Source organism: Glutamicibacter sp. JC586, from assembly GCF_009805585.1.
Lineage (GTDB): Bacteria > Actinomycetota > Actinomycetes > Actinomycetales > Micrococcaceae > Glutamicibacter.
The window spans coordinates 209,692-223,571 of sequence record NZ_VHIN01000005.1; the positions used below are offsets into that span (position 1 = coordinate 209,692).

General features: G+C 52.7%; 10 protein-coding genes. 3 read left to right on the plus strand and 7 right to left on the minus strand.

What is annotated here, in order from left to right:
* Positions 1–60: 60 nt before the first annotated feature.
* Positions 61–1,320 carry an MFS transporter gene (locus FJV47_RS04530; RefSeq protein WP_159610462.1) on the plus strand — a complete coding sequence of 420 codons (1,260 nt, stop codon included), beginning with the start codon at positions 61–63 and terminating at the stop codon, positions 1,318–1,320.
* Between the two features lie 97 nt (positions 1,321–1,417).
* Here FJV47_RS04530 and FJV47_RS04535 read toward each other — a convergent pair whose 3' ends face one another.
* Positions 1,418–2,926, minus strand: coding sequence for a glycosyltransferase (locus FJV47_RS04535; protein ID WP_159610464.1), 1,509 nt, complete (start codon positions 2,924–2,926; stop codon positions 1,418–1,420).
* 380 nt (positions 2,927–3,306) lie between these two features.
* Positions 3,307–4,815, minus strand: a complete 1,509-nt coding sequence (locus FJV47_RS04540; RefSeq protein WP_159610466.1) for a glycosyltransferase — start codon at positions 4,813–4,815, stop codon at positions 3,307–3,309.
* A gap of 290 nt (positions 4,816–5,105) precedes the next feature.
* Here FJV47_RS04540 and FJV47_RS04545 point away from each other — a divergent pair, with 290 nt between their 5' ends.
* Positions 5,106–6,713 carry a lipopolysaccharide assembly protein LapB gene (locus FJV47_RS04545; RefSeq protein WP_159610468.1) on the plus strand — a complete coding sequence of 536 codons (1,608 nt, stop codon included), beginning with the start codon at positions 5,106–5,108 and terminating at the stop codon, positions 6,711–6,713.
* A gap of 38 nt (positions 6,714–6,751) precedes the next feature.
* Here FJV47_RS04545 and smc read toward each other — a convergent pair whose 3' ends face one another.
* Entirely contained in the window at positions 6,752–10,333 is a 3,582-nt protein-coding gene (gene smc / locus FJV47_RS04550) for a chromosome segregation protein SMC (protein WP_159610470.1), read from the minus strand.
* Between the two features lie 149 nt (positions 10,334–10,482).
* Here smc and FJV47_RS04555 point away from each other — a divergent pair, with 149 nt between their 5' ends.
* Complete coding sequence (locus FJV47_RS04555) at positions 10,483–11,298, plus strand: serine hydrolase (protein WP_159610472.1); 816 nt, start codon at positions 10,483–10,485, stop codon at positions 11,296–11,298.
* 212 nt (positions 11,299–11,510) lie between these two features.
* Here the strand turns inward: FJV47_RS04555 and mutM are convergent, their stop codons facing one another.
* Genes mutM through FJV47_RS04575 form a run of 4 tightly spaced genes read right to left on the minus strand, consistent with a single transcriptional unit; the run spans position 11,511 to position 13,874 of the window.
* Positions 11,511–12,434: a bifunctional DNA-formamidopyrimidine glycosylase/DNA-(apurinic or apyrimidinic site) lyase gene (gene mutM, locus FJV47_RS04560; RefSeq protein WP_159610474.1), complete on the minus strand. Its 924-nt coding sequence runs from the start codon at positions 12,432–12,434 to the stop codon at positions 11,511–11,513.
* Positions 12,435–12,443: 9 nt separating this feature from the next.
* On the minus strand, positions 12,444–13,121 hold the full coding sequence (gene rnc / locus FJV47_RS04565) for a ribonuclease III (protein WP_235026339.1): 678 nt from the start codon (positions 13,119–13,121) through the stop codon (positions 12,444–12,446).
* Positions 13,122–13,145: 24 nt separating this feature from the next.
* Entirely contained in the window at positions 13,146–13,349 is a 204-nt protein-coding gene (gene rpmF, locus FJV47_RS04570) for a 50S ribosomal protein L32 (protein ID WP_060701450.1), read from the minus strand.
* 30 nt (positions 13,350–13,379) lie between these two features.
* Positions 13,380–13,874 carry a DUF177 domain-containing protein gene (locus FJV47_RS04575; protein ID WP_159610477.1) on the minus strand — a complete coding sequence of 165 codons (495 nt, stop codon included), beginning with the start codon at positions 13,872–13,874 and terminating at the stop codon, positions 13,380–13,382.
* Positions 13,875–13,880: the final 6 nt, after the last annotated feature.

The following is a 13,880-nucleotide window of genomic DNA, read 5'->3' on the forward strand; positions in this document are numbered from 1 at the left end:
GCCCAATCATTACCGTTGCTCAGAAAGGCTGGCAGGTCTGAGCTTCTCAGGCCAACAGCAATGAACAAATTTTTCACTCGCAGTACCAAAGCACGAGCACCGATTCCACGGGAAATCGGCGTACTTCTGGTGGCAGCCTTCATCATCGCCCTTGGCTTCGGATTGATCGCACCGATTCTGCCTCAATACGCGGTGAGCTTTGACGTGGGCGCCGCAGCGGCCAGCGTTATTGTCAGTATCTTTGCCTTCACCCGATTGATCTTCGCTCCGGTAGCAGGAGCGCTGGTAGGAAAACTCGGTGAACCTCGTATCTATGTCACCGGTGTATTACTCGTCGCCCTATCAACCTTGCTGTGCGGTTTTGTTCAGGACTACACCCAGTTACTGATAGCCCGAGGTCTTGGTGGCTTCGGATCGACAATGTTCACCATTTCAGCCATGGCACTGATCTCCAGGCTCTCCCCCGAAGCTTCGCGTGGCCGGATCTCCGGACTATATGCCGGCGCTTTCTTGCTAGGAAATGTTGCCGGCCCGGTGCTCGGTACTGTGCTCGCTCCCTTAGGCATGCGCGTTCCATTTTTCATTTATGGCACCGCACTGGTTATCGCGGCAGCAGTGGTTTACTTTGCGCTGGGACGTAGGCGCGATCTTGATCGTGATGCCGTGGACCCCAAGAAAACTCGTGCAGCTATTGAGGTTGTCACCACCGGTGAAGCTCTGAAATCCCCTGCATACCGCGCAGCTCTATTTTCTGGATTCAGCTACGGCTGGTTAGCTTTTGGCATCAGGAACAGCATGATCCCGCTGTTCGCTGTGGCGGTATTTGGTCAAGGATTGGGAACCACGATTGCCGGTTTGTCCATGGCACTCTTCGCTATCGGCAATGGTCTCGCCCTGCTCTTCTCCGGAAAACTCACCGACAAAGTAGGACGCAAGATCCCTGTCATGCTCGGGCTGACATTGCTGTTGCTGTCTATCGGCTCCATGGGGATCTTCACCACTGAAGCCGGTTTCGTTATCTGTTCAATCTTTGCTGGCTTTGGCGGCGGCATCCTTGGTCCAGCGCAACAGGCCTCGGTCTCTGACGTGATTGGAACGGGACGTAATGGTGGCAAGGCGTTGGCTGGATTCCAGATGTGCCAGGACCTTGGCGCAATTATCGGCCCGCTACTTGCCGGTTTCCTGGCCGATTCCTTCAATTACGAAATCGCATTTGGGCTTTCAGCTCTCATTGCACTTGTTGGTCTCATCGGTTGGAGCTTTGTGCCTCGAACGATCAAACCTGTAGACACCAACGAAGAAACGAAGCCCCTACAATAGTCAGCTAGCGTCGATCAACTGACGCGACTAGATGCAAAAAGATTGGGCGAACACCCATCAAAGGTGTTCGCCCAATCCCTCTTTTGTTCGAAAATCTTTAGACGAACTTGGACTTTCGAAGATCAATACTCAGCAGGCCGTTCACGGTACGATAAACGCGCGCTCCTGCAAATACCAAATCTTTAACTTCGGATGGAACGCGGATGCGTCGAGTTTCAGCGTGGTCGAATTTCACATGTGCGTCAGTAATTGCGAGCGAAGCTGATGACAAGTCCGCGAAGGAAATTTGGGCGAGGTACTTTTCGCCGCCTAGATGCTTGACCGGAAACTCAAGCCGACGTTCGCTGTCACGTTCGTCTAGGTAGATGGCTCGTGGCGAAGGGCCGATCTTTGGTGCAACAAGATGCAATTCAAGCCGATCGCTCTTGTTAACGGACTTAACAAGCTCCGGTCGAACCGCAACTTGGTCATCCAACTTGGCTAGTCTCTTGAGCTCCTCATGGTCCCCGGCAATTATTGCCAACGACTTAGCCGCATCGTGGTCACTGAGCACTTCGTCGGTACGTTCGGCAAGGAATTCTTGAACATACGGGCCGAATGCTGAGATCCACATCTTGGCGCGAGCATCGCGGTATTTCAAGAAACGCTCTCCCACGAAGAATTTCAAACCCTTGCGTTTGAACAATCCCGCGATCAAACGGCGACCCAACTCTGGATCGTCTACGGTGTTATTGCGTATGGTATTGCTGATGTGAGTCATGGATTCGACGTAACCCACTGGCTCAAAAGGCTGGGCGCTGATGTTGTTTCCGTCGCCGCGTTCACGAATGTAGTAGTACTCATAGTCTGCAAGGACGCTAACCCGTTTGGCGTGCAGGTAGCACCCTGCTAAGACCATGCCATCTTCAAGCCGGACCTTTTCTTCGGCAAAACGTAGATCATTGTCGAGGATCATTTGGCGACGGATGAGCTTCTGAGGCATCAGAGTGGCAAAGATCGATTCAAGCGGCACATCTACTTGAGTCGATGCGAAAAGCGACGTACGGATCACACGCCCGCCAACCGGCACCAACTTTGGAGCGAGTACGTCCACATCGTGTTTGAGCGCGAAGTCGCGCATACGTCGAAGAGCTTCGGTACCCAATGTATCGTCCGAATCAGCATAGAAAACGTATTCGCCTTTGGCCATTGCGGTTCCCACATTGCGCGGCTTACCAGGCCATCCACTGTTTTCTTGATGAACAACGGTGAAGTTCGCATTACGTTTAGCGTAGACATCCAAGATTTCACCACCGAAATCGGTAGATCCATCGTTGACCGCGATCACTTCGTACAGGCTCTTGTCCAGATCCTGCAGTTCAAGAGAATTCAGGAGCTCGGTCAGGTAGGGCATTGAGTTGTAGACAGGGATAACGACACTAACAAAAATGCCTTCAGGCTTGTTCAGCTCTGCACTTTCTACCCGCTCAGAACCTACTTCTTCCACCGCGGCTTTGTTGACACGATCAACAGGATCCTGCGGAGCTGGTTCTGCTTGCTCTAGAACCTTCGATTCCAAAGGTGTACTGCCACCAGTAGTTTTACTACGTTTTCTAAACAGCGCCATCAATTTCCCATTACTTAGAAGCCAGCCAGGCTCAGTGTATTTCTATGCTAATTATATACAGAATTACACAACTATCGACCTTGACTCACAGTGTCGCATCCCCCATCTGATTAGTATGGTTACAATTTCATAACGCTGGTGGGACGGGTAGCGCCAAGAAGTTGATCTGCCGTTGAATAATAATCGAAACTATCATAATCGACGTCAGAAAGACGTCAGAAACGAGAGTAACGAGTCAAAGAGTAAGACTTTGCCAGGCGCGAAATGGTTACACCGAAGACACTAGTTCGTGCTCCGTACAACGCGGATGCCTCACTCCGAGAAACCGTGTCGTCGCAACAACAGAATCCGGCGAAATTCAAAATCATCGAACATGGCCATTAGGCCCTTCGTCGGTCCAGACTTAAGAACCCATTGCCGGTACCGTAAACACGGATTCCGCCCGCATCCCTCGTGCTCACCTTTTGGCCCAACTTAATTCTCTTTGTCGAAGCATCTGGGTACACAAGAAATATGTCTCCCAGGCGCGTCACCGAGCTCAATATGGCCTCGCGGATAAAACGCGCCGTCAAGATTGAGTCCACGGTATCAATCGAAATCTCAGTTTCTAGTTGGGCCGCCGAGTCTCGATCCGTAACGCGTGCACTAACAGGTCGCGGGCCTTCGGCTGGGAATTCAACAGTGAGCTCAACTAACTCTTCAGTTACTTCGATGCGCACCGCTTCAGGGGGTCGCTGAGCTTCTACTTCTTGCTGCGCTAAGCGCTCCAGAGCGCTTAGATCGCAGTCAAGAATCGCACGGACACGCAATGCGTCTTGCTTATTAAAAGTTGCTTCAGGATCTGTGAGCCCAAACCGCTCAAGGAAGGTAGCGTGGCTCCGAACCCATGAGGTTCGCTGTGCTTCATCCAAGCGCAAGAACCGCTGTCCCCTATAGAAGCTAAGCCCTTTTCGCTTGAACAGTCCCGCGATCTGCTTTCGGCCTACTTCAATGTCGTCGCCAGCATGAACTTTCACGGCCTGTGCGATCTTACTCAGCGATGAAACATATCCTGCAGGCTCAATTTGCTGAGTACTGATGTTTTGGCCATCCGAGCGACGGCGAATTTCATAGTAGTTATAGTCGGCCAGGATGCTGATCCGATTGGCGACGGAATAGGCTTCAACCATGACCATGCCGTCTTCTAACCGGACTTTTTCCTCGATGAAGCGTATGCCGTGAGCATCAAGAAGAGACTTGCGGACCATCTTCTGCGGAGACAACGTACGCAAGATGAAGTCGTACGAAACATCTCGAATAGTGCGTTCAAATAGTTTCACCGGGGCACGGCGACCATCAATGCCAACCATTTTTGGGACAAGAACATCAACATCATGTTTTCGCGCGTAGGTTGTCATCCTGCGCAGGGCCTCGGGTCCGAGGCGGTCATCACCGTCTACGAAGAATACGTATTGACCTCGAGCTTTGGCCATACCAACATTGCGTGGTTTACCAGGCCAGCCACTATTGGCTTGGTGCACAACAAAGAAATTGGAATTGCGCTTCTCGTAAGCATCAAGTATGTCACCTCCAAAATCCGTGGAGCCATCGTCAACGGCGATGACTTCAAAAAGTGCCTTATCTAGGTCTTGCATCTCCAAAGAGTTCATCAACTCGGTCAGGTACGGCATGGAGTTATAGACGGGAATGACGACGCTGACAATGACGTCCTCTGGCCGCTCGTTTGTCCCTCCCGGATTTGACGCATCCGCAATCACGTTCGCCTCGTTGGGATCATCAGTCCTAGGCGCTGCATTGCTATCGTGCGCACGGTGTATGGGCATCGAAAACTGTTGCGAGCTAGGGACTTCATTGTCTTTGGTCTTACTGCGCAGTCTAAACAGGGCCATCAGATTCTCAAGTATTTGGAACCGTTACAGGTTCGACGTATATCTACCTAAATTATAGGCTCGTCTGCCATGCGACAAATGTCAACAAAAGGACGAATTTGGCATCTGAGTAGGCAGGTTACAAATCAATAACGATTCACACCGAATTTTCATCCAACAGCTAGAAGCAGATGCGTGTCTGCGGACGACAAATGCCGCCAATGCACCGGCTGCGGGATTCACCACTTGAAAACCCGTCACGCCTCCTTAATGAATTGATTGATCGAAACAAAGGTCGCTATTGTTTAGGCATGCAAAAGAAATCCATTAAACACGTAGAACTATTTTCCGGACAAGACCTCTCACTCGATTACCATGACGGTGGTTTCCCCATATCAATCGTCACTTTTGAAGCTAGAAACAAATATATGGACGCGGTGATTCCAAGCGCATTCGAAGGCGGATACGGGCGAGGTATATTTGCGCAACTAGGTCTAAATGAATTTTTGGTTAAGCGCAGTAAAAATCATTGGTATCAGTCCGAAGAAATAGAAATTATTATTGACATCATCAAAGAACGTGCTAAAGGAACGACACTCGTGACTTATGGTGGAAGTATGGGTGGCATGGCCGCTATCAGCTTCGCTTCTAAGCTCGGCGCCGAGAAATTCATCGCGCTGTCCCCGTTGTACGATATTTCCACGGACGGCGAAGTGCCCGATGACCGTTGGGGCGACGAAAGCCATCTTTTCGACTTCAAATACAACTTCATTCGTTCAGGTGAATGCCGTGAAGCCCTGGGTTACGTTTTCTACTGCCCGGATACTATCGACGTAGAGCACGCACGCTGCATAGAACGAATGACCAACGGAACGCTCGTACCATTGGAATACGGCGGACACCCAGTGTCCTTCTTCCTAAACGACACATATAAGCTCAAGCGACTGGTGAGCGAAATCGCTCACGGAGAATTCAACCTTGAGAATTTCTACCGAGTCGTCGAGGCCAACACAGAATTGACCCACTATCCTCATGAGAAGCGGTCAGCTGTCCATGCACTCGCTGGGGATCTGATGGCAGCAATTGCCGACATGCACACTGCTGAGTCAATGAATCCTAAGCTCGCCCGCCTACCATTCCGGCTAGGAGAGCTACTAATTAAGGCTGATCAACTGGAAGAAGCGAAACTTGCGTTTGAACGCGCGGTTGGTATTACTCCATCCCACGCGCAAGCTCATGCTCGACTCAGTCGTATCCATGAAAAGCAGGGAAACCTCTCCGATGCTATTCGAGCGATCCGCCGAGCTGTTAGATACGCACCAAACAACGCAGACGTTCATCGGCGTCTCGGAGAGTTGCTAATCAAAGCAGACCGGTGCCGAGAAGCAGAGCTCTCACTGAACAGCTCAATCAAACACAACGGGGCGCATCCGGCAACACAGGTACATCTGAGTTATGCATTGGCCGGTCAAGAACGCTGGACCGAAGCAATCGCTGCCATGAACCAAGCCATCGCACTGGCGCCTCTGAAGCCCGAGTATTTTCTGCGCCTGGGCGAATGGCAACTCGCTGCCAAGTCTTTGGGTGACGCCGAACTGTCCATAAATCAAGCCATAACCTTGGCGCCTGATAGGTCTCAATATCGAGTTCGGCTCAGCTACGTTTATGCAGCGCGGAAGGACTACGAACAGGCCGCCTTGGCCATGGAGCAGGCCAGTCGGTTAGCACCAGAAAGACCCGAAATCTTTTTGCGCTGGGGCGAATGCCTGATCAAATCCGGACTATTGATTGAAGCAGAGAGAGCAATGCAAGAAGCGGTTCGTTTGGCCCCGCAACAAGTGCGCACGCAGCAGCGTCTGGAAGCCGTGCGTATGTTGATCACCCGACGTGCAGCGATCAGCTCAGTAACTACCAGGTAGCGGATTATCGCTGATGTCTGCCATCACGGTGCAGGTCGCTAGGCGCTACGGCTCGCGCTGTCTCGCTCCATCTTCTGGCCGATCACTGTGGTGACACCATCACCTTGCATGGTCACACCATAAAGCGCGTCAGCAATCTCCATGGTCTTCTTCTGGTGGGTGATCACGATCAGCTGCGATGATTCGCGTAGCTCTTCAAAAATCGTGATCAATCGGCCCAGGTTCATATCGTCTAGCGCTGCTTCAACCTCGTCCATCACGTAGAACGGAGAAGGGCGTGCTTTGAAGATGGCAACCAGCAGAGCCACCGCGGTCAGCGACCGCTCGCCGCCGGAGAGCAGGGAAAGTCGCTTGATCTTTTTACCTGCAGGACGGGCTTCCACCTCAATACCCGTGGTGAGCATATGCTCCGGATCGGTGAGCACAAGCTGACCTTCTCCCCCAGGGAAAAGTCGGTCAAAGATGCGTTTAAACTGAACAGCAGTGTCGTTATAGGCCTCGGTAAACACCAACTCCACATGTGCGTCTACATCTGCAATGATCTGTTCCAAGTCCCCACGGGATTTCTTGAGATCTTCAAGCTGACCAGAAAGGAACTTGTGGCGCTCTTCCAAGGCGGCAAACTCTTCAAGAGCCAGCGGGTTAACTTTGCCTAGGGCAGCAAGATCACGCTCAGCCTTTTTCAAACGCTTCTCTTGCTCAACACGATCAAAGGGTTTTGTGCCCAATGGATTGCCATCTTCATCAACATTCTGACGAAGGGCTCCCCATTTATCATCATCGTCAATAGCTTCAGGAATTAGCTGATCTGGACCAAAATTAGCAATGAGATGATCGGGGGTGAAGCCCAGATCTTCAAGGGCTTTGGTTTCTAGGTTTTCGATACGCATCCGCAGTTCAGCACGCGCCATCTCATCCCTATGCACAGCGTCAGCCAGGCGAGCCAACTCCGCTGAGAGCTGTTCAGCCTCGGTACGCTGGCTGCCAAGCAACTGATCAACTTCGGACTTCTTGGCTGATAGTTCTTCGCGTTCTTGCCCCGCCATGGAAACCGAGACTTCGATAAAGCGCAGTACCCGTTCAGCGGCCTTTTCGATTCGAGCAGCATTAGTGGCCTGAGCCTGTCGCTGTTCTGCTCGGCGCGCAGCTACTTCACGGTGGTTTCGCTCAGCTGCCGCAGTTCGGCGCAAACCTTCAACGCGCGAACGCAAAGCTGTCACACGTTCTTCGCTACTACGTAATGCCAACCGTGCTTCGAGTTCCTGCTGGCGTGCCGCCGCAGCAGCATCAGCCAGGGCCGCGCGGGCCGCATCATCGATGGTATCTTCCTCTTGATCTGAGGAAGCCATTTCCATACGCTCAGTAATCTCTTCAAGAGACTCCTGCTCGATTTCAAGTTTTTCTCTTGAAGTATCAAGACGCTGAACAAGCTTCTGCTTATCAGCCTGCGCATTTCTTAACTTCTCGCCCAGACGTGCAAGGTACGAGCTGAGCTCATCAATGGTCGTATCTGATTCGGCCAATGCACTTCGCGCGTCGTCTTGATCTTGCTGCGCGACAGACAGATTCGGGGAACGCTCAGCGATCCGCTCTTCGACCTGTGCAAGTTCTTCTTGGCACTCCGCGAGCTCGGTTTCAGTCTGTTCCACCATGGCCTGCTGCGCAATAAGTGACGCGCCCGCGGCATCACCCACAGAACTTCGCACCGCTGACAAGGTGGTGCCGTCAAGGGTAGTGAGTTGTGCTGCCGGGTTCTCGGCGAGCGCCAGATGCCCTTGGCTCAGCTCCTCGATCACGTAGTGTCCGGCAAACAGTTGGTCCAGCAGACTGCTGAGTTCCGTCGGTCCCGAGACAACTTCGCGAGCGCTAATGGCCGAGGTGACCTTGGGCGTTGTCTTTGGCACTACAGAATTTTGTGCGTGAAGGAAGACGGCGCTGGCGCTTTCGGAATGTAGTTGTTCTAGGAGTTCCTGCGCACGGTGCACGTCGATGGCCACAAGTGCTTCTGCGTTATCGCGCAAGATGGCAGCGACGGCTTGCTCATAGCCGCTATTGACCGTAAGAAGTTCGCCAAGACGACCCAGTAGGGACTGCGAGGCTTCCTGCAATAGCCTGGAGGACTGATCATCGGCTTTGGTGTTCAGCTTCAGTGCTTCGAGTCTCGAACGCAGACCAGATACGCGAACGCTGAGTTCTCGTTCGCGCTGTGTATCGTGCTGCTGTGTTTCGGCTAGCTCAGAATACGTTTGATTAGCGATTTCATATGTCGCGTTTAGAGCTTCTTCGCCGGCCAGTTGTGTTTCCAAGTCAGCGCTGACTTCATCGTGGGAACGCTGATCCAGTTCGAGGTCCGTGTCAAAGGACTGCACGCTTTCTTCAAGGCGCACGATTTCTGCCCGAGTGACATCTACGCGGCTTCGAGCTGAAGCGACTTGAGAGGCCAGTCGAGACATGCCCTCGCGGCGGTCTGCGGCAGCACGGAGCATCGCGGCCATACGCTGTTGTTCCGCACGGGATTCTTCTTCCGCAGCTTCTTTGGCTTCAACGGCTTCGGCGAGAATTTCGTGTCGGTCTTCTACGGCTTCTTCTAGCTCTTCGAGTTCTTCGCTGACCCGCTGGGCTTGAGCTTCTAAACGCTCTGGGTCTCGACTGGAATCAAAGTGTGTCTCATTGCTCTCAAGTAGCTTGCTGCGTTCGCGAGCTAGAGCGGCGAGTGAGCGGTAGCGTTCTGCCTGGGTGTTGAGTGCTACCCAAGTGTCTTGGATCTTCCCCAGCCGTGGCGTCACTTCTTCAAGCTGAGTATTCAGCTCGGTGATGTGCTTCTTGACGCGTTCAAGACGTGAAGAAGCTTCTTGCTGTTGAGCTTGAATCTGCGATTCGTCATCAATGTCTTGAGCGAGTTTATTATTCAGTGAGACTAGGTCATCTGCCAGCAGGCGCGATTTTGCATCTCGGACGTCGTGTTGAACGGTCTGTGCACGGCGGGCAATCTTTGCCTGACGTCCAAGTGGTGCCAGCTGACGCCGAACTTCAGCGTTGAGGTCTTCCAACCGATCAAGATTTCCCTGCATCGCCTGAAGCTTGCGCAGGGTCTTTTCTTTTCTGCGACGGTGCTTGAGCACACCTGCGGCTTCTTCAATGAAGCCACGGCGGTCTTCTGCAGTTGCGTGCAGAATTCTGTCTAGCTGCCCTTGCCCAACAATGACGTGCATCTCTCGTCCGAGACCTGAGTCGGAGAGTAGCTCTTGAATATCAAGTAGACGGCAGGAGTTTCCATTGATGGCATATTCTGAGCCACCAGCACGGAAGAGTGTGCGCGAAATGGTAACTTCAGCGTAATCAATAGGTAGCTGGCCATCGGCATTGTCGATGGTCAGCGATACGTGGGCACGACCCAGGGGCGCACGCCCCGAGGTGCCGGCGAAGATAACGTCTTCCATTTTCCCGCCGCGCAGTGTCTTGGCACCTTGCTCCCCCATAACCCAAGCAAGCGCATCAACAACGTTGGACTTGCCTGACCCGTTGGGGCCAACTACGGCAGTGACGCCTGGCTCAAAGTCAAAGGTTGTCGCCGACGCAAAAGACTTGAAGCCGCGAACGGTGAGAGTCTTTAGATGCACGGTGCGAAGTTCCTAAGTTTGGCTCAGATGGTTATGGTTGGTTTGGGTAGTAACACTCGATCCTTCACGCAATTCTAGCGAAGCGTGCTTGGGTTTTTCTGATTCTGCTCGCAATATCAGTCAAGAAATATCGAGGGATAGATCATTCAATGAGCATTCTGAGCCAGATCGAGCAGTGGCCATCCGAGAACGCAGTCTGCGTGGTGATTGATGGGCAGGGTTCGGTCGTTGACCAGCACGGTGATACCTCGCGTGTTTACGCTCTTGCCTCAGTGACCAAACTACTTAGCGCCTACACCTTCCTCGTAGCCTTGGAAGAAGAAGCTATCAGTCTTGATGAGCCGGCCGGCCCCGAAGGTTCTACAGTGCACCACTTGCTGGCTCACACCGCAGGATATGACTTTGATTCGGAAACGATTCGTTATGCCGTGGGCACCAAACGAGGATACTCCAATACGGGTTTTGAGAAGCTTGCTGAGCATCTAGAAGCACAGACCGGAATCAGCATGGCTGACTACGCCAGAGAAGCTGTCTTTGAGCCGCTAGGAATGACTCAAACCGAGATTGCTGGCAGTTGCGCCAAGGACGGTAAATCGACCGCGGCAGACCTAGCCAAATTTGCTTCTGAACTTTTGAGCCCCACCATCGTTGCCAAAGAGACCTTGGATAACGCAACTCACGTTCACTTCGAAAATTTGGCGGGCATCTTGCCTGGCTACGGTCGGCAGAATCCTAATGACTGGGGCCTAGGCTTTGAGATTCGATCCACCAAAAACCCACATTGGACTGGCGCCAGTCACCCGGCCAGCACTTTCGGACATTTCGGTCAGTCCGGCACTTTCTTGTGGGTAGATCCCGAGCACCGTTTGGCTTGCGTGACCTTGACCGACAAGAACTTTGGTCAGTGGGCCGTTGATGCGTGGGCTCCGTTTAATGAGCAAGTACTTCGTTCACTTACTGCCTGATACGAGCGGCTGCTCTTTAACGACTCGTTGAGGGGCAGTCGCTAATACATTGCGCGGTCTCTTCCGTGCATGTCTTAGCCATAGGCGCGTTACGCATCGGGAGTGATGTCACCATGTACTTGAAAAGTCATGTTCTCGGTTCGAGGCCTCCGAGATTCTCTATCTCGAACTCATTAACAGTTCACCCCTCGGGGTTTTAGCCGAAAATTTATCTAGCGCACACGAGGACGTGGCTGGCACACCGGGCAAGTATAGGAGGAACGGCCCATGAACGCGTCCCTGCGGATCACCGAGGCCACCCCGTTTTCGACGCAGCGCAGGCAAAATTTGCCCTCACGACCGTAGGCGTTAAGCGATCTAGCAAAATAACCGCTGGCTCCGTTGACGTTTACATAGAGAGAGTCAAAGCTGGTACCGCCGGCTGCTAGAGCGCGAGTCATCACGTCGATCAGTGCCTCGTTCAGTCGCTGTACTTCTGGTCGCCTGATGGTTGCAGTCTTACGCAGACCGGACAGCTTCGATTGCCATAAAGCTTCATCGGCATAGATATTTCCAACACCTGAGATCACGGCCTGGTCAAGGATCGCCCGCTTAAGTTCAGTGCTGCGTTTACGCAGAGCAACATAGAGGTCTTCGGCACTGCGATAGGGATCCAAGACGTCGCGAGCAATGTGCGCGGCTGCCTGCGGGATCAGTGGTTCTTGGACTCCAACGCCTCCGGGCAATCCGTCCTTGGTGGGAACCAACGAGGATAAGAACATTCCGCCAAAGATACGCTGATCGATAAAACGTAGTTCGTCGGGGTAATCCTTGGCTTGACTTAACGAAAGCCGTACTTTCAAGTGCTTCTCGTCAGGGGCCTCCGCCCCTTCAACAAGAAGCTGTCCGCTCATACCCAGATGTGCCATGAGAACTGTCTCAGATTCGAGGCCGGCCAATCCGAGCCACAAAAATTTCCCTCGGCGTCCCACCGAAGAAATGGTGCAACCGGTTAAGGATTCTTCAAAGTCAAGAACACCGTCAACGTGACGACGTACAGAACGTGGGTCCAACACCTGTACGGATTCAACCGTGCGGGTGCGAACCCACTTCTCTATTCCTCGGCGGACTACTTCAACTTCTGGGAGTTCAGGCACGGGCCGTGCTTAACGCTGAGGAATCTGCTGACCAGGGTTTAGCTGCAGCCATGTTTGGCGGGCGGCTTCCTGTTCAGCTTCTTTTTTGGACGGGCCTTGACCTTGGCCATAGCCCTTGTCGGCAATACGCAGAACCGCCAGGTAGGTACGGGCGTGGTCTGGACCTGAGCCTTCAACGTCGTAGCGCAGCTCCCCCATTTTTTGCGATGCTACTACTTCTTGGATCACTGTCTTCCAGTCAGTGGTCGCACCGACCAACCGGGGGTCTTCAAGCAATGGTGTGACAAAGCGCAGAACAAAGGCACGCGCAGCGTCCATACCTTGAATCAGGTATGTAGCGCCTAGGACCGCTTCCATGGTGTCGGCCAAGATGGAGGACTTGTCAGCTCCGTTGGACTGAGCTTCGCCTCGTCCCAAGAGCAAGTGCTCCCCTACTTCCAAGTCGCGAGCGATAATGGCCAAGGCTCGGGTGCTGACAATTGCGGCTCGACGTTTGGCGAGATCTCCCTCAGCTAGATCTGGGAACTTTGCGTAGAGGTATTCAGCTACGCAAAAACCAAGGATCGAGTCGCCAAGAAATTCAAGACGTTCGTTGGTTGGAATGCCACCGTTTTCGTAAGAATACGAGCGATGGGTAAATGCAAGACGAAACGTCTCGGAATCAATATTGATTCCGAGACGCTTCATTAGTTCTTCTTGTGAAGACATGTCTTAGACGTCAGCGACCTTGCGACCCTTGTACTCAAGGAACAGTTCGGTACCAGCCGAGTCAGTGACAACCTTTGCCTGGTGAGGCAGGCTGTAGGTTACGCGACCGTTTTCAACGGTCTTCACCAAGCTCGGTGCGGTAGCCTTCCACTGAGAACGGCGGGCACGAGTATTCGCACGGGACATCTTCCGCTTTGGAACAGCCACGACTACTTCTCTTCTCTCTAGTCTAACGTTTTAGTTTTTGTCACTATCTTCAGTGACTGTGTCGGACAGCTGCGCTAGCGCTGCCCAACGTGGGTCAAGTACTTCATGGTGATGCTCAGGTTCATCGTTGAGGTTGATTCCGCATTCATTGCAGAGCCCCAAGCAATCTTCCCGGCAAACCGGCTGGAACGGCAGGGCGGTAACCACTGCGCTCCGCAATACCGGATCGATGTCAATCAAGTCACCGACTACCCAATACTGATCCACATCATCATCGTCTTCGAATTCTTCGCTCTCTTCATAGTAGAAGAGCTCTTGAATATCAGCCTCGTAGTCGTACTCGATAGGATCTAGGCATCGTCCACATTCCCCAGCAATTTGCGCTGTAGCGGTACCCGATACCAAAATTCCTTCATGCACGGCTTCAAGGCGAAGATCTAAGTCAAGCTCAGATCCTCCACGAATGCCGATGAGTGCGTTTCCCACATCTGCGGGTGCCGGAACCTGCACGTTGAGAGTCTCCATAGAGCC

Excerpts from the sequence above, each read along its gene's own strand:
- FJV47_RS04530 (WP_159610462.1), top strand. The coding sequence starts at position 61 with ATGAACAAATTTTTCACTCGCAGTACCAAAGCACGAGCACCGATTCCA.
- FJV47_RS04535 (WP_159610464.1), bottom strand. The coding sequence starts at position 2,926 with ATGGCGCTGTTTAGAAAACGTAGTAAAACTACTGGTGGCAGTACACCT.
- FJV47_RS04540 (WP_159610466.1), bottom strand. The coding sequence starts at position 4,815 with ATGGCCCTGTTTAGACTGCGCAGTAAGACCAAAGACAATGAAGTCCCT.
- FJV47_RS04545 (WP_159610468.1), top strand. The coding sequence starts at position 5,106 with ATGCAAAAGAAATCCATTAAACACGTAGAACTATTTTCCGGACAAGAC.
- FJV47_RS04555 (WP_159610472.1), top strand. The coding sequence starts at position 10,483 with ATGAGCATTCTGAGCCAGATCGAGCAGTGGCCATCCGAGAACGCAGTC.
- rnc (WP_235026339.1), bottom strand. The coding sequence starts at position 13,121 with ATGAAGCGTCTCGGAATCAATATTGATTCCGAGACGTTTCGTCTTGCA.
- FJV47_RS04575 (WP_159610477.1), bottom strand. The coding sequence starts at position 13,874 with ATGGAGACTCTCAACGTGCAGGTTCCGGCACCCGCAGATGTGGGAAAC.